The sequence below is a fragment of the Escherichia sp. MOD1-EC6021 genome (genome assembly GCF_002965245.1).
GTDB classification, from domain to species: domain Bacteria; phylum Pseudomonadota; class Gammaproteobacteria; order Enterobacterales; family Enterobacteriaceae; genus Escherichia; species Escherichia coli_F.
On sequence record NZ_PTRU01000049.1, the window covers coordinates 1 to 15348 of the forward strand.

Annotated in this window: 15 protein-coding genes and 4 pseudogenes; 15 read left to right on the plus strand and 4 right to left on the minus strand. The window is 50.6% G+C overall.

The window, feature by feature from the left end:
* Positions 1–79: 79 nt before the first annotated feature.
* Positions 80–142, plus strand: a pseudogene (locus BEB54_RS29755) (type II toxin-antitoxin system RelE/ParE family toxin); the annotation flags it as partial.
* A 189-nt stretch (positions 143–331) separates the two neighbouring features.
* On the opposite strand, the gene BEB54_RS26380 reads toward BEB54_RS29755, so the two are convergent.
* On the minus strand, positions 332–628 hold the full coding sequence (locus BEB54_RS26380) for a hypothetical protein (RefSeq protein WP_001419651.1): 297 nt from the start codon (positions 626–628) through the stop codon (positions 332–334).
* A gap of 344 nt (positions 629–972) precedes the next feature.
* On the opposite strand from BEB54_RS26380, the gene BEB54_RS26385 reads away from it, so the two are divergent.
* Positions 973–1560, plus strand: coding sequence for a serine acetyltransferase (locus BEB54_RS26385; protein ID WP_105282323.1), 588 nt, complete (start codon positions 973–975; stop codon positions 1558–1560).
* Between the two features lie 513 nt (positions 1561–2073).
* Here the strand turns inward: BEB54_RS26385 and BEB54_RS26395 are convergent.
* Together BEB54_RS26395 and BEB54_RS26400 are read right to left on the minus strand one after the other, a co-directional pair.
* On the minus strand, positions 2074–3261 hold the full coding sequence (locus BEB54_RS26395) for an IS91 family transposase (protein WP_089558432.1): 1188 nt from the start codon (positions 3259–3261) through the stop codon (positions 2074–2076).
* Positions 3261–3626 (minus strand): hypothetical protein, encoded by a 366-nt coding sequence (locus BEB54_RS26400; RefSeq protein ID WP_052892398.1) that lies wholly within the window; start codon positions 3624–3626, stop codon positions 3261–3263. The genes BEB54_RS26395 and BEB54_RS26400 overlap by 1 nt, the downstream gene beginning before the upstream one ends.
* A 1394-nt stretch (positions 3627–5020) precedes the next feature.
* Here BEB54_RS26400 and BEB54_RS26410 point away from each other — a divergent pair.
* The 13 genes and pseudogenes from BEB54_RS26410 to BEB54_RS26465 all read left to right on the plus strand — a co-directional run.
* Entirely contained in the window at positions 5021–5749 is a 729-nt protein-coding gene (locus BEB54_RS26410) for a hypothetical protein (protein ID WP_052892397.1), read from the plus strand.
* 92 nt (positions 5750–5841) lie between these two features.
* Positions 5842–6039: pseudogene (gene daaA, locus BEB54_RS26415) on the plus strand (F1845 fimbrial adhesin operon transcriptional regulator DaaA); the annotation flags it as partial.
* 7 nt (positions 6040–6046) lie between these two features.
* Positions 6047–6589, plus strand: coding sequence for a fimbrial protein (locus BEB54_RS26420; protein ID WP_052892392.1), 543 nt, complete (start codon positions 6047–6049; stop codon positions 6587–6589).
* Positions 6590–6603: 14 nt separating this feature from the next.
* The gene (gene faeD / locus BEB54_RS26425; RefSeq protein WP_052892391.1) at positions 6604–9048 is read left to right on the plus strand and encodes a F4 (K88) fimbrial usher FaeD; all 2445 of its coding nucleotides are present in this window, start codon (positions 6604–6606) and stop codon (positions 9046–9048) included.
* Positions 9041–9832, plus strand: a complete 792-nt coding sequence (faeE, locus tag BEB54_RS26430; RefSeq protein ID WP_032341889.1) for a F4 (K88) fimbrial chaperone FaeE — start codon at positions 9041–9043, stop codon at positions 9830–9832. The genes faeD and faeE overlap by 8 nt, the downstream gene beginning before the upstream one ends.
* 34 nt (positions 9833–9866) lie before the next feature.
* Complete coding sequence (faeF, locus tag BEB54_RS26435; RefSeq protein WP_032341890.1) at positions 9867–10358, plus strand: F4 (K88) fimbria minor subunit FaeF; 492 nt, start codon at positions 9867–9869, stop codon at positions 10356–10358.
* 238 nt (positions 10359–10596) lie between these two features.
* Entirely contained in the window at positions 10597–11475 is an 879-nt protein-coding gene (locus BEB54_RS26440; RefSeq protein ID WP_052892400.1) for a fimbrial protein, read from the plus strand.
* Positions 11476–11645: 170 nt separating this feature from the next.
* Positions 11646–12443, plus strand: a complete 798-nt coding sequence (gene faeH / locus BEB54_RS26445) for a F4 (K88) fimbria minor subunit FaeH (RefSeq protein ID WP_032341891.1) — start codon at positions 11646–11648, stop codon at positions 12441–12443.
* Between the two features lie 30 nt (positions 12444–12473).
* Entirely contained in the window at positions 12474–13238 is a 765-nt protein-coding gene (gene faeI, locus BEB54_RS26450) for a F4 (K88) fimbria minor subunit FaeI (RefSeq protein WP_032341892.1), read from the plus strand.
* Between the two features lie 16 nt (positions 13239–13254).
* Entirely contained in the window at positions 13255–14022 is a 768-nt protein-coding gene (gene faeJ, locus BEB54_RS26455) for a F4 (K88) fimbria accessory protein FaeJ (RefSeq protein WP_032341893.1), read from the plus strand.
* Entirely contained in the window at positions 14022–14144 is a 123-nt protein-coding gene (locus BEB54_RS29760) for a hypothetical protein (protein ID WP_256112207.1), read from the plus strand. The genes faeJ and BEB54_RS29760 overlap by 1 nt, the downstream gene beginning before the upstream one ends.
* Positions 14096–14737 (plus strand): hypothetical protein, encoded by a 642-nt coding sequence (locus tag BEB54_RS26460; protein WP_032341894.1) that lies wholly within the window; start codon positions 14096–14098, stop codon positions 14735–14737. The genes BEB54_RS29760 and BEB54_RS26460 overlap by 49 nt, the downstream gene beginning before the upstream one ends.
* Positions 14727–15128: pseudogene (locus tag BEB54_RS26465) on the plus strand (EAL domain-containing protein); the annotation flags it as partial. The gene BEB54_RS26460 and the pseudogene BEB54_RS26465, both read left to right, overlap by 11 nt.
* On the opposite strand, the pseudogene BEB54_RS29075 reads toward BEB54_RS26465, so the two are convergent.
* Positions 15098–15268, minus strand: a pseudogene (locus BEB54_RS29075) (IS3 family transposase); the annotation flags it as partial. The pseudogenes BEB54_RS26465 and BEB54_RS29075 sit on opposite strands and share 31 nt — an antisense overlap.
* Between the last annotated feature and the right edge of the window lie 80 nt (positions 15269–15348).

Consider the following 15348-nt stretch of genomic DNA (forward strand, 5'->3'; position numbering starts at 1 on the left):
GCGAACTGCTTCCGTGGCGCATAGCACTGCCAGCTGAATAACACATCCCCGTCAATACGGCCCTCGCTGTACGCTTACCGACAGCCAGTGGGGAAAAGTGTATGTCCTGCGCGTGTTGCATACCGCACAGAAGTGGCCATAAAATTCCAGTCAGGAATAATACTTTTCATTTTTAGTTTACTGCTCCCCCAGTAAGAGCGATATATTCCGAACAGTCTTGTCTGGGAGGTATGGTGCAGTCAGCGAAGAACCGCCGAGAATCCTCGCCCAATGCGGGCGGGGAGCAGTAGTCTTCGCCACCCGCCCTCTGTGCACTGACCGGGTGATCCTGTCAGTGAGCGTGGTTCTGCCACTTCATCCGAATTCTTTCTTCCAGTTTGCTATGCAATCCGCCTCCGATCCACTGGCTGACCAGAGCTGCTGTTGCAAATGAACAGAAAGTCAAGGCGAATCCATGTTTAAACGTCTCCGGTAGTTCCTGGCCGGCGTGCTGAGTGATGATGGAAAACCCTATATATATAATAAAGGTACAAAAAATTCCTGTGTGGGCGAGCCAGGCAAACCATTTGGCCACCCTGTATAACCCGTATTTCAATGGCATCTCCCGTTTAATATCATGAATAATCATTGTATCTATCTTGTGGGTCAGAGATTGAAATTTTGTAAATATCATAAGTCCTTAGTCCATCTAAAGTGAGATTTACCGTATCTGAATATATCAAAATGCTAAGGCAGAATCCCCGGAAATTTGTGTATTACTTCTGTAGCAGACACGGCAAAATCGTTGCATTACAGGTGCATCTGCTGGGGCGTCTGTTTATCGATGCATCAGATTTAATGTCTGACAGTTACTTTTCTGTATCACCCACACTCTCTGCTTTTTCATTGCTACTGTCATATTTATGTCTGTTGCGCGGTTTTATCTGTGTATATAAAATACATCTGTATTCATTGTTTTCTAAAAATTTGCGTATGTTGATAAAAAATCCGATTTCTTATTTCCATATTGGCACGTTTTTATTTTCAGGAAAAAAACGTCATCTTCTGGAATACTGGAAAGCAGAAGTTATCATGCGGGATAAGTTTGTTTTTCACCGGCTTATCAGGAACGGTATGCAGAGGCAGAGCGGTTTTCTTCTGTGGTGGCGCCTGGCTAATGAAATGTATATATCGGGGAATAAAAAACAACGAAAATGTGCGATCAAGATAAAAAATGCGCTTATGGCAAAGTATGGATGTGATATTGGTCTGGGGGCGCAGATTGGTAAAGGCCTCGTGCTGCCCCACCATTCAGGCGTCGTCATTCACGGAAATGTAAAAATCGGTGAGAATGTGATTATACGGCAGAATACGACCATTGGCGAAAAGGAATCTGACAGCAGAGAGAATTATATCGTTATTGGTGATAATGTCGATATCGGTGCCCATACGTGTATTATCGGGCTTAACGTAAAAATAGGCAGTAATGTAAAAATTGGAGCCATGTCTTTTATTATGGAGGAGGTTCCGGATAACTGTACTTACGTTACCAGGAAAGAATCACGGGTAATTATGCGTTAATCATGATGATATTATTCACAGTTTTATTGTATTGTTGATTGAGAAATTTATACGTGCGGGGGGTATGGCCTGAGTACAGGAAGGAAGCCCCCGTGATTGTGGTGATTTTTTTGTTACTTTATTTCAGTATGCGGCAGATATCCATTGCATCCTTGCGGTCGCTTTTTTCCTTTCAAAAGGCAGTTACGTCGCTTCTGCCTTACATCTGATGAGCCTTTGGTGGCATCCATGAGTCTGTAAGCAGACTCTGATACACAATGTCATGATGTTATCTGAAATGTTTATTGCTCAGTCTGCCGTTCCTTCATCCTGAGCCACCGTTGTTCATCAATAGGAATTAAAACCCCCAAAAGATTAAAAAACACCACAAAACGGATATTTCTTCAACACTCCTTATGCACCATATGAACGGAAACGACTATTAAACAGGATAACACTGATTGATAAAGGGTATGAATGGTGGTTTTTTGCTCCGTTCCCCGTAAAATGGACGCAACTTCCCCTCTGCGGCTCTCAGCCGCAACACTGCATTCGGGCCAGCGGCTCATGCATCATAACCAGCTCTGCCAGACGGTATCCCCGCTTCAGCACCGTAAACCGCATCTGACTTCCGCACAGGATGCATTTCAGCGGGTCAACCTTCAGTAACCGCTGATACATCCCTCTCCAGGTGATTTGCATCGCCGTCTTTCTCACCGTCTCCGTTATGACGTACACAACATCTTCCAGTAACCGGCGCTTCACCGGACTCAGGAAACCGTAGTACCTCACCATACGGAACCCCTTATCCGCCACATGCCAGGAGAACCTTTCCATGAACTCATCGCCAGTCATCACCAGGTATTCTTCCTGTTTTGTGCGGTGGCTGTTGTAACGCAGACCAATTTCATCCTGACCGGCATAGTGTTCCAGACGGCTCATTGGCACCGGCGGCTTTTTCAGGTAAGAGCCAAAGTACACCGCCACATGCGTGGCGTTATCCATCACCCGGGATACGTTGACATTCCAGCCACGCCGGTAGTGAGTGTCCAGGAAGCGATTCCATTCCCGTCTGCCGCTTCCCTCTGCTGCCAGCTCAGCCGGTATCACCAGCTCCGGGTATTTCCGGGACAGTAATCGCGTTATCCGGTAACGCCACATGCGCATCACCTTACGGGCGTAAAAATGAAGGTTTTTCCAGGTGTGAGCTGACGTCACACCGCCGGCTGTTGTCGACAGGTGTATGTGCGGATGCCACTGCTGGTCTCGTCCCCATGTGTGGATCACCGTGAATATCCCCGGCTCCACGTCCGCCTGACGGCAGATTTCCAGTATCACATTCGCTGCGATACGGCTCATCTCTGCCAGCAACCACCGGTTGTGGAATATCAGGGACCAGTACTGGCAGGGAAGTGTGAACACAATATGCTGCCACGGGCTGTCGGGAACCAGACTCAGCAGATACTGTATCCACTGTGCGCCAGCCTTCACCCCGCAGTGCGGGCAGGAGCGACTTTTACACCGGAAGCAGACCTTTTTTGTGTGGCAACAGTCCGGTGAGGAACAACACCACTGTGTGTAACCCATCAGCGTGGTCCCGCAGGCCATGATTTTTGTCACCGACTCAATGACCACCGGACGCACTGAACCTTCCGGTTGTTTCTCCAGCCAGTTAAGCCAGCGGTTTCCCTGCTGAAAAATGTCGGCAAAACGGGGAAGCATCAGAAGGGCGGGGGGACTCCGTCCGGCCAGTGAACCGTGCCACACTCCGGGCAGTACATGCCGCCGGCGCTGATACCGGCAAGAATGGTCGCAAACTCCCGCTCCGTGCAGCGGGCGATTTCAGGATACCCTTCGTCATCAACACGAACAAACCAGAAGACCAGCTTTTTGTTTCCCGCATCCACAAAGAACGGAATACCCAGGTCAGCGCAGCACTCAACGGCATCGTCAAAACTATCAAAGCGCAGAACTTCTGCGTCTTCTTCGTCAAAGAAGTCATCGTCGTGAAGCTTCACGACATAGCGGGGAAGTTTGCTTCTTTGAGAGGCGGGTTTTCGTTTTCGGGGTTTAGCTGAACGGGCCATATAACTACCTGAAAGACAATGATATTGTTTGTTTTTATAACGGTAATTTCAGGCCATGACAAGCCGCAGCCGCCAGGCTGCCTACTCGAGCTGAAGGATCTTAAAACAGGTTTCCATAGTGCTCCTAGATTTTCTCTTTCTGGACATTGCCGTCTCCACTGGTTTAAACACGGCAATGAAGACTGTGGTGAAAAGAGTTAATTCCCGGAGTGACTGGCAGGATGCCAGTCAATGATCGGAAGCATGCCAAATCGTGATCGATTGTGATGCCAAACTGTGATCGGAGATGGATGCCAAATCATGATCGATTCGAATGCCAAACCGTGATCGATTTAGATGCCATTTTGCAGTCACTGACCTCTCAGGAAAAGAGAGGTCTTACAAAAGACGGACAGACCTCATTTCTGCAACTATGAAAATGACACTCAGGTTACAAAACCGGCCAGAATAATCGGCGCCAGGCGAACTGAGTTATTGTCGTCTCATAGACCTTCCTTGAGGGGAGCTTGTATCTATACGAAGCCTTTCTGTAACGCAGGGGATACATAATTGCATTGCATCTGTAAATGTATATATACAATCACAAGAAATAATTACCTATGGAATTAATTATTGTGGTTTGAAAACAAAAAAATTAAAACAAAACTGTGTAGAAATTTTGTTTTTTTTTTAATCAAGCTACAGGTATTAACCCTGCTCTGTAATCCCGTCATTAATTCTTTACGCACCAGGGAATAAAATAACACATTGATTTCAAATTGTTTTTGTTGTTCTTGTTTTCTGCTGTGAAAGTTTTTTTGAATTGATTTTTGGTTTATTGATTGCCATGCGCTATCAATCCCTGCATCATAATTGCCTGTCAAAAAACATTAAGGTTTATAAAGTAAGCGGCTAATTTTTGGCTCTTATTTTGTTTATGTTTTGTTTAACCTTTGATTGATAACCTCCGACCCACCGAAATGACTGATTGAGTTTTATCTGAATGATTAATTTTTCTTCTTAGAAAAGAATATAACTGTTGTAATAACTATGGTTAAAAAATCATTCTATTTTATTTTTAAATGTTCAGTTTGAACGATAACCATTGATTCTGTAATCAGATTGTTCGAGCATGTCTCCAGCTCCGTTAGTGCTGTACTCAATTTTGAATATGGTTTAAATGTTTGCAATGAATTATGCAAAGCTAAATACTCTCATTGCGTAGTTATAGAGTTCGGGAGTGAACTTGCAAAAGAAAGGTGTCTTGTTCATTAGGAACACATTCAGTTAAAAGAAAGACACCTCAAGATTGCCTCTGATATGGAGGTGGTAGACATTAATTAGATGACAACTTGTATTTAATCACCTGCAAAAATGAAGGGTAGAGGGCAAGTTGTTCGTGCGGGGAGGTTTTTATGTTCGCATTCAAAAATACAAAACAATTTGTCAGGGGGGCTGCAGGATGTTTTTTATTACTATTTATGGGGTGTCACCCTTCATGGGCTGGTATTCAGGTATCCCCAATGACGGTTTCTCTGGATACCCACAATCAATATGTTAGCAGCATTAAGGTCTTATCTGATTCACAGGAAACGCAATATATTAAAGTTGATATCAAAAAAATTGAAAATCCAGGCTCACCAGAACAAAAAGAGGTCGATTTAATTGATAAAGCCGGGGCGATAATTGCATCACCACAACGGTTTATCCTGCCTGCAGGAGGGAGTCATGTTGTTCGTTTGTTATCGGATGGTATTCCGTCAACAGAAGGTGTCTGGAGGGTGTATGTATACTCTGTAGGTGATAATGACCAGGATGAGGCATCAAAAGGCAGCGATGCGAAAATAGCAATTAATATTCACTGGGGGGCACTTGTTTATAATGAACCAGAAAAACCACAGCCACAGCTTTCGTTTAATCCAGTAACAGGGTTACTGACAAATACCGGAAATACCCGGATTTTTATTACCCGATACGGGTTTTGTCATGCCACAGAAAATTGTCACTGGCAGCATTTGGATTACGCCATTTATCCCAACACTGCAAAGCGCCTTAATATCGAAGGAGGAAGAAAAGGAAACACATTACTCATAGAATCCCGGAAAAATAATTCAGCACCGGAATATACGAAGGTGGAGTTTTAACCTTCTTTCTGTTCTTTAATTCTTTATGGTTTTAAATTCTTTTTTATTTTTAAGGAATAATATAATGAAGTCCAAATTTAAATTTCTTTTGTGTCCACAGTGAAAAGGTTCTTAATGCGCTGAGGGATTTTCTGGTTCTGGGTTATACCCGAAGGGAGGCCTGTGAACGACATGAGGTTTCTCAGGGATATTTCTCTGGTGCTCTCGGGCGTATTCAGCGTACCCATCAGGCGGTAAACAGGCTGGTTCCTTTTTATATATCAGAAGCCGGTATTCCATATACGGGATAACAGTTGCATGAAAAATTTATCGCTTTCAGTACTTCTGCTTCTGGCAGGGGGTGGGGTTTCTCACGCCGCTGTTCAGAAAACCGTATTCAGTGCTGACGTGGTGGCCTCGGCCTGTCATGTGGTGGTGGATGCGGACAGCACCGGCAACAGTGGTCGGCTGACATTCGGGACTTACCGCAAGTCCACGGGGGCGTCTGTGCCTCCGCGTGACTTCACTGTGCGTCTGTATGAATCCGGTGCCACGGTTCAGGGCTGCTCAGCCTTTAAGGCAGGGCAGGTCGCCACCCTGGATTTTGGTAACCCGGGGCAGCTGGACGCCGGGGGCGTGGTCACCCGCGGTGCCGGTGATGGTATTCGCGTGGATGTGCGGGCGGTGGATGCGCAGGCAGATTATCGCGGACGTCTGACTCAGGACAGTCATTCGGTGAATTACCCGGTGGAGTTTGCCGCGAAAGGGCAGTTTCGTTTTCGTGCACAACCAGTGTTTCCGGAAAATGTGAAGGCGGGAGAATACACGGGTGCACTGACCTTTGTGGTCACGTATCAGTAACGGAGAAAAGGATTGTGTGTGCAGGAAAGAAGGCAGTCGCAGAGCCGGTTTCGTCCGTGTTTTTCCGTCGGGCCGCACTTGCGCTTGCCGTATCAGCTGCTTTTGCCAGTGCCACAGGTATTGCAGGTGAAAAACTGGATATGTCCTTTATCCAGGGGGGGGGCGGGGTTAACCCGGAAGTCTGGGCAGCCCTGAACGGCAACTATGCGCCGGGGCGTTATCTGGTTGACCTGTCCCTGAACGGGAAGGAGGCCGGGAAACAGATACTGGATGTGACACCACAGGACAGTAATGAACTGTGTCTGACAGAGGCATGGCTGACGAAGGCCGGGATTTACGTCAGTGCAGATTACTTTCGTGAGGGATATGACGCCACACGACAGTGCTATGTGCTGACAAAAGCCCCGTCAGTGAAGGTGGATTTTGATGTTTCCACCCAGAGTCTGGCGCTGTCCATTCCCCAGAAGGGGCTGGTGAAGATGCCGGAGAATGTGGACTGGGATTACGGGACCAGTGCATTTCGCGTGAACTATAACGCGAACGCCAACACCGGTCGTAATAACACCTCGGCCTTTGGCTCAGCGGACCTGAAAGCCAATATCGGGCACTGGGTGGTGAGCTCTTCTGCCACGGCCAGCGGCGGTGACAGCGGGGATAACTCCGCCACGATAAACATGTTCACGGCCACCCGGGCCATCCGCGCACTGAGTGCGGACCTGGCGGTCGGGAAAACATCCACCGGGGACAGTCTGCTGGGCAGCACGGGAACGTACGGCGTGTCGCTGAGCCGGAACAACAGCATGAAGCCGGGCAATCTGGGGTATACCCCGGTGTTCAGCGGCATTGCGAACGGGCCGTCGAGGGTGACGCTGACACAGAACGGGCGGTTGCTGCATTCGGAGATGGTGCCGGCGGGGCCGTTCTCCATCACGGATGTACCGCTGTATACCAGTGGTGATGTGACCATGAAAATCACCGGTGAAGACGGGCGCGAGCAGGTACAGAACTTCCCGCTGTCGGTGATGGCCGGGCAGTTAAGCCCGGGGCAGCACGAGTTCAGTGTGGCAGCCGGTTTGCCTGACGATGACAATGACCTGAAAGGTGGTGTGTTTGCAGCGTCATACGGTTACGGTCTGGACGGGCTGACGCTGCGCACCGGGGGGGTGTTTAACCAGGACTGGCAGGGTGTCAGCGCCAGTGTGGTTGCCGGTCTGGGGTACCTGGGGGCGGTATCTGCTGACGGGGCTTATGCCACGGCGAAATACCGTGACGGCAGCCGCAGCGGAAATAAGGTGCAGTTATCCTGGAGTAAACAACTGGAGATGACGAACACCGGACTGCGGGTGAGCTGGTCACGGCAGAGTGAGGAATATGAGGACATGTCCTCCTTTGACCCGACAGAGTTGTGGTCGCAGTCAAATCATGGTCGCCGGACGAAGGATGAATGGAATGCCGGTGTCAGTCAGCCGGTGGGTGGACTGTTCAGTCTGTCGGTGTCCGGCTGGCAACGGAGCTATTACCCCGCATCCACGACCGGGAGTTACCGGTACAGCGATGACAACGGTAAGGATACAGGGATTACCGGCACCCTGAGCACACAGATTAAGGGTGTCAGTCTTAACCTGGGCTGGTCCGGTTCACGGAACACCCGGGGGGGAAACAACTGGTCTGCATCGGCGTCAGTATCGGTACCGTTCACACTGTTTGACCGTCGCTACAGCAGCAGTACGTCGGTGAGTACGAGTAAAGACGGTGGCACAGGCTTCAGCACCGGTGTGTCCGGCTCGCTGAATGACCGTTTCAGCTATGGCCTGGGCGGTGGTCGTGACAGCGGTGGTGGTGTGAGCAGTTATCTGAATGCGTCGTACAGTGGTGACCGGGCTTATCTGAGTGGTGCCCTGAACCACACGCAGTCCGGCGGAACCAGCGGTTCTGTCTCGGTCAGCGGTTCGGTACTGGCCGTTCCGGCGGCGAAAGACATTATGTTCAGCCGCACGACCGGGGATACCGTGGCCGTGGTGAATGTGAAAGATACCCCCGGAGTGAAGGTGACGTCCGGTAACGGAGAGACTGACAGCGACGGCAACCTGGTGGTGCCGCTGAACAGCTATGACTGGAACACGGTGACGATTGATGCGGGCACACTGCCGCTGAGCACAGAACTGACGAACACCAGTCAGAAGGTGGTGCCGACGGACAAGGCGGTGGTCTGGATGCCGTTTGATGCCCTGAAAGTTAAGCGTTACCTGCTGCAGGTGAAGCAGCGTAACGGTGAGTTTGTACCGGGTGGAACCTGGGCGCGGGACAGTAAGAACACGCCACTGGGCTTTGTGGCCAACAATGGTGTGCTGATGATTAACGCGGTGGATGCGCCGGGTGATATCACCCTGGGGCAGTGCCGGATACCTGCGGCGAAACTGCAGGATACTGAGAAACTACAGGAGATTACGTGTGAGTAAGCGTAACGCAATAACGACGTTTTTCACCAACCGGGTGACGAAAGCGCTGGGGATGACACTGGCGCTGATGATGACCTGTCAGAGTGCGATGGCTTCCCTGGCGGCAGACCAGACCCGCTATATCTTTCGCGGGGACAAGGATGCGCTGACCATCACGGTCACCAACAATGATAAGGCGCGCACCTTTGGTGGTCAGGCCTGGGTGGACAATATCGTGGAGAAGGACACCCGTCCGACTTTTGTTGTGACGCCGTCCTTCTTCAAGGTGAAGCCGAATGGTCAGCAGACGCTGCGTATCATCATGGCCTCGGACCATCTGCCGAAGGATAAAGAGTCGGTGTACTGGCTGAACCTGCAGGATATTCCGCCGGCTCTGGAGGGCAGCGGTATTGCAGTGGCGCTGCGCACGAAGCTGAAGCTGTTCTATCGTCCGAAGGCCCTGCTGGAGGGGCGCAAGGGGGCTGAAGAGGGCATCAGCCTGCAGAGCCGCCCGGACGGCAGAATAATGCTGGTGAACACCACGCCATACATTTTTGCGATTGGCAGTCTGCTGGACGGAAACGGGAAGAGAATTGCCACGGATAACGAGACGGCACAGAAACTGCTGATGTTCATGCCGGGGGATGAAGTACAGGTAAAAGGGAATGTGGTTAAGGTTGCTTCACTGAACGATTACGGTGAACTGCAGACCTGGACAATTAACCAGAAAAAAACGTCAGCGTCTTCCGGGGAGAAGGTATCTGATTCGTCGGTTAATTTGCCTGATAAAGCAGATAAAAAATAACCGCCCTCCGGAACACGGAACAGAGGGGTAATAAATGAAGAAAACAATGATGGCAGCCGCCCTTGTTTTAAGTGCGTTCAGTATTCAGTCTGCACTGTCCGCTGAATACAGCGAGAAAACACAGTATCTGGGAGTAGTGAACGGTCAGGTGGTGGGTAACAGTGTGGTGAAGGTGACCCGTACACCGACAGACCCGGTGCTGTACCGGAGTGGAGACACGACGCCTCTTCCCGGCAGCCTGACCATCCGCAGCGCAGAGTCCAGGGCTGCATCAGGTGGCCTGACGTATATCACGGTGAAGCAGACTCTGCCGGGTAACGGGGAAGCCCGCATCACCCTGAAGACGGCCCTGATGGTTGACGGAAAGAGAGTGGCACTCAGTGCCCGACAGCAGGGTGAGGATGTGGTGATAACCGTTCCGGAGGCACAGAAGCTGGTTGAGTTAAGAACGGATGCACCGGCAGAGCTGGAAGTCCCGGTCAGTTACCGGGGAAATCTGCAGATAGCGCTGCAGGTGGAAGACTGAGGATTCATCTCCGACAACAGATGCAATACATCCGTGACTCCGGAACGGGTCATATTGGTAAAGGGATTTACCGTATTTTTAAACGGGAATAACGTAAAGCTATTCTGAGTTAAACACAGTGTTTAATGAGATGCGGTTAATTAAATGAATCCGCAGGGGATAGTTTTGCGGTAATTCCGGAAAAATAAGGATTGCCGATTTCAGTTTATTATTTATGAAATGTCAAGGTGATTATTTTATGAAAAAGACTCTGATTGCACTGGCTGTGGCTGCCTCTGCTGTATCTGGTATGGCACATGCCTGGACGAATGGTGATTTCAATGGTTCGGTTAATATCGGTGGTAGTATCACTGCAGATGATTATCGTCAGAAATGGTCATGGGCAGTTGGTAGCGACATCAATGGATTTAATAATGCATTAACGGAGCTAACCGAAAATAGAACCAAACTGACCATTACTGTAAATGGCGATAAACCGATTCTGCTGGGTAAAACCAATGAAGCGTTTACCACGCCAACAGAAGGTTTGGGTGCAATCCCATTGATTTCTATCACTGACTACGAACACAAGCCGGTAACTGTTCTCGCTGCTGCAGGTAATTATAATTCACCTGATGTATTTTTTGATTTAGCAATGAAAAATGATGCTGGCGTAAAAATTGGCACAATAAGAGTCAATGCTCAGGCTGCGGGCGTTGCTGTCCAGGGTAACGGCGCTGGCGCTCTAACAGACCAGAATAAAGCGGAGTCCTATTCATTAGGCTTTAATGCTGGCGGCACCTCAGTTTATAAGGGGGGGCTGCCCGAAAACATCGGTGCCGGTGGCAGTCTTACTGCGGCTGACGCGGCATCAAGTATTATAGCAAAGTTTGGTTCGCTATCTACAGATGAGTTATTTCAGCAGGTAAAACTTATCTATCCTGCGTTGCAGGATTATGCACACGGTACGAAAAGATATTATGATAAAATGACTAGCAAGTCTGGTGCGGTAGCGAAGGCATCTTCTTATGCACTGGGTATTGCTAACGGTCAGACTATTGTGGCAACTTTTGATCAGGCTGTAGCTGCCAGCACTCAGTGGAGCGCTCCGCTGAACGTAGCAATTACTTATAACTAAGTTATCGTGATGAGCAGTCAATTTATTGTTGACACGTTCTGATAACAGGTCGGCATTTCAGTGTGGGAGCTCTTTTTATTGTGAGGCTTATGCTGATGCCGACCACTTTAAATTTAATAATAGCGATTTGTTTTTATTTGTATTGTCCGGATAAAACAGAGAAAATAAAGATGAAAATAACGCATCATTATAAATCCCTTCTTTCAGCCATTATTTCGGTGGCCCTGTTTTATTCGGCAGCGCCACATGCAGATATTCTTGATGGCGGCGAAATTCAGTTTAATGGTTTTGTCACTGACGAAGCCCCCAAATGGACCTGGCAAATAAGTTCACCGGACCAGACCTGGGCAGTGGATACTGCAGATGCACGTACAGAGAACGGGCAACTGGTTTTTAATTTGCGTGACAAAGGATCCCTGCCGTTTCTGGAAGGGCATTTGTATGAGGTGGCTGAGCGCGGTGGTCCCGGATTCACCCCCTTTATTACCTTCAGCAGTAACGGACAGCCTTTTACTGTGACGGAAGGAAATGGTACCTCAGCACAGCACTTCCGCGCCTCTGTCCCGGTGCGTGACCCGGAGACGGGAAATGTGTCGGGACAGCTTTCTTTCACCCTGAACCAGGGGATGGTCGTCAGCGCCGGCAGACAGGAAGACGGGGCATCCGTACCGGTCGGGATGTCACTGGTCAGTGGACAGAGCGTGACGGATGTACAGTCAGGAACGTTGCCACAGGGGCTGAAAGCCCGACTCTCTTCTCTGTTACTGATGAATCAGAATTTTGGCAATGGCATGAATGCGGTGGATAACGGACAGGTTATCAGTCAGGGGGTACTGGCTGACGGTCGGGTGATGAATCTGGCTGCGGCATATGCCTCAGCGGTATCGGATTTTGAACTGCGGCTACCGGCAGAGGGCACGCCTGCAGCATGGCAGGCAGGGCTGAATGTGACGGTTACAGTACAGTGATGGTTGCAGGGATATAAGGAGAGAAGAGAAATGAAAAAGGTGACGTTGTTTCTGTTTGCTGCCAGCCTCCTGCCTTCCTGTGTACTGGCCTGGAACACGCCGGGAGAGGATTTCAGCGGAGAGCTTAAGCTGGAAGGCCCGGTGAGCAGCACCCGTAATCCGTGGGTATGGAAAGTCGGACAGGGAAATGAAGGTCTGGAGGTTAAACAGAGCCGCGGTGTTCGTGACGGTGAGCAGGCAATTCCGGTCGCACTGCCGGCGATGACCGTTTTACTGGGAAAAACCACCCTGACCACACCGGCAGGACGTGAGGGGCTTTCTCCCCGGGTCAGTTACGGAAAGGGTACTGAGGGATTTTCGCTTGAATGGACAGCACCAGGCGTGGCGGAGGTGACGCTGCCTGTCACCGGAGATAATAACGTCCGGGCAGGCACATTTGTTTTCAGAATGCAGGCTGCGGGGGTGTTGCGCCATGTGAAGGACGGACAGCCGGCGTATGCCGGTGTGTATGACGACCTGAATGTGAATGGTCTGCCTGGTGAAAGCACAGCCATGAAGGCTTCTGATATTCCGGGTGTTCTGCAGAAGATGTTCAGTGGCGAAGGCCCCGGCTGGCTGCAGACAATGACCATCAGTGGTTATTCGGGAGTGAGTCATTTCAGTGATGCCTCTCTGCGTCAGGTTGAAGGTGCGTATGGTGCACAGACTGTGGCAGGCAGTGGTGAATTACGTCTGAACGGCATGATGCCGGAACGCTGGCGGGTATCACTGCCGGTAAGTATTGAGTACCAGTAAGCAGGAGGACGGTCCGGTGCTGAATATTATTCATCGTCTGAAGTCCGGTATGTTTCCGGCTCTGTTTTTTCTGACTTCAGCCAGTGTGCTGGCGCAACCCCTGATTATTCCGCCGGGCCACTGGCAGGAGGGAATGGCTGTGGGGGTAACGGAATTCAGCGGCACGCTGTATGTTCCTTCCTGGCAGTGGCAGCCCCGTGCTGTGCGGATGAGTGCACCAGACGCCGTGCAGGCCGGTCTGACAACGGGTAAAAGCGGCATGGTCAGAGAAAGCCGGAGAGGGCAGGATTTTTATATTCTTGGCGGACATACCACATCACTGACAACTGCCCGTCCGGGGCTGCAGCCGTCGGTGACATTACTTCAGGTAGCGCCATCATCTCCCCGTATTGCGGCCCGGGGAGAACTCGCCCGGGGACAGGTGCGTTACGGGGAAATCACGTTCACGATGCGCCATCTTCTGGCATGGCAGGACAATATTACTGGTGGTCAGGGCTGGAGCGTGGTCAGCGGAGAGGTGACGCCGGAGGCTGAAAAACAGGTGAAACGCCAGTTATGGCAGGTGAACGGCTATGAATGGACTCCGGACTATGCCGGGTTAACCGCGCGTCCTGATGCGTTTATTTCGGGCGCTGAGTCGCTGTTGTCACAGGAGAATGGCAGCCAGCATATTGCCGGTGCCTGGGTGACATCCCTGAGTGATGTGCGGGTGAATTTCCCCGGTGCTGAGGAGCCGGTAAAACGCTGGCAGGGTAATCTGACACCGGTGGTGGTGTATTTCTGATGGCCAGACAACGAAAAGTGTTAATACCGATGTGGTGGGTGGTTGGTGTCTGTGTGGCAGCAACCTGTATGGCATGTCTGGTACTGACACTGGTGATGTTCTGTGCGGTACTGATGTGGTGAAGGTCGTAAGTGTGAGACAAAAAATCCTTCTGACCGGAACCTGCTGGTATGAGCTGACAGGGCTGTGGCACCTGTTGTCCGCACAGGGCCACAACGTTTACCGTGTACCTCCGGGGTATCCCTGGGCCCGGCATGGCTGGGACCTGATTATTGTGACGCTGAGTGCAGAGCCTGTCACGGGCTGGGGGCGTCATCTGTCCTGGATACGTGAACTGAGGGCAGAAATGTCCGGTGAAATGCTGGTTCTGGTGCCGGAAAGGCTGGAAATGCTGAAGGTGTTGCGAAATATCTGCCCGGTGTACAGCGGATGCATGCCGCTGTCGTGCCTGGAAAGAACTGTCCGCATGGCACTGAACAGAAAGACAGCCCGTACCGGTAAATTCCGCCTGACGTCCGGACAACGACAGGCACTGAAGCGTCTTTCTGAGAGAGGAAGAGACCGTCCCCTGAATCTGAAACAGAGTGAACGGGGGTTGTACTGGCATTATGCCCGGCTGGCAGAGAATGTGGGCGTCAGGGATTTCAGGATGCTGTTGATGACCGGGCTGGACCGGGAGGTTCATAAAATGGAAGACCGACAGTATGGACAGTGATTTTGTATCCGCAGACAGACTGATGCGTGCGCTCAGTAACGGGGAGTTTGAACCGTATCTCCAGCCGGTGGTTTCTGCATCCGACCTTACTGTGTCCGGTGCAGAGCTTCTGGTTCGCTGGCACATGCCTGCAGGCGAAATCATTCCGCCGGCATATTTCATTAACCGGGTGGAGTCTGCCGGTCTGTTGTTGCCTGTGACGGAAAAAATCCTGAACCGTGCGGTGGCAGGGCTTTCGGAGGTTAAAACCATGCTGCCGCGTGGTTTCCGGCTTGCCGTGAACGTGACGCCGGCCCTGCTGGCTGAGCGTGAGTTCACTCAGATGTGTCTGGCGCTGGCAGGGCATGACAGCATACATCTGGCTCTGGAGCTGACGGAGCAGCAGCCGTGGTTAAGATAATGTTCAACGGCAACCTGTTTTTGCTCATCTGTGTAACGGGGCTTATGACGAATGGATTCTTTTACTCCGTCACCTGCTTCTCATGAACGGATCCAACGCCGCAGATTTCTTTTCGAAGGGTAGCCCAGTTCGCATATGTCAACGCCACGATGTTTGACCGTTATTTGCCATTTTCATGCCCGCTAAATACTTTCGTTACTGATGCTGTCCG

Excerpts from the sequence above, each read along its gene's own strand:
- BEB54_RS26380 (WP_001419651.1), bottom strand. The coding sequence starts at position 628 with ATGATTATTCATGATATTAAACGGGAGATGCCATTGAAATACGGGTTA.
- BEB54_RS26420 (WP_052892392.1), top strand. The coding sequence starts at position 6,047 with ATGAAAAATTTATCGCTTTCAGTACTTCTGCTTCTGGCAGGGGGTGGG.
- faeH (WP_032341891.1), top strand. The coding sequence starts at position 11,646 with ATGAAAATAACGCATCATTATAAATCCCTTCTTTCAGCCATTATTTCG.
- BEB54_RS26400 (WP_052892398.1), bottom strand. The coding sequence starts at position 3,626 with ATGGCCCGTTCAGCTAAACCCCGAAAACGAAAACCCGCCTCTCAAAGA.
- BEB54_RS26440 (WP_052892400.1), top strand. The coding sequence starts at position 10,597 with ATGAAAAAGACTCTGATTGCACTGGCTGTGGCTGCCTCTGCTGTATCT.
- BEB54_RS29760 (WP_256112207.1), top strand. The coding sequence starts at position 14,022 with ATGGCCAGACAACGAAAAGTGTTAATACCGATGTGGTGGGTGGTTGGT.
- BEB54_RS26395 (WP_089558432.1), bottom strand. The coding sequence starts at position 3,261 with ATGCTTCCCCGTTTTGCCGACATTTTTCAGCAGGGAAACCGCTGGCTT.
- BEB54_RS26460 (WP_032341894.1), top strand. The coding sequence starts at position 14,096 with ATGTCTGGTACTGACACTGGTGATGTTCTGTGCGGTACTGATGTGGTG.
- BEB54_RS26410 (WP_052892397.1), top strand. The coding sequence starts at position 5,021 with ATGTTCGCATTCAAAAATACAAAACAATTTGTCAGGGGGGCTGCAGGA.
- faeI (WP_032341892.1), top strand. The coding sequence starts at position 12,474 with ATGAAAAAGGTGACGTTGTTTCTGTTTGCTGCCAGCCTCCTGCCTTCC.
- BEB54_RS26385 (WP_105282323.1), top strand. The coding sequence starts at position 973 with ATGTTGATAAAAAATCCGATTTCTTATTTCCATATTGGCACGTTTTTA.
- faeF (WP_032341890.1), top strand. The coding sequence starts at position 9,867 with ATGAAGAAAACAATGATGGCAGCCGCCCTTGTTTTAAGTGCGTTCAGT.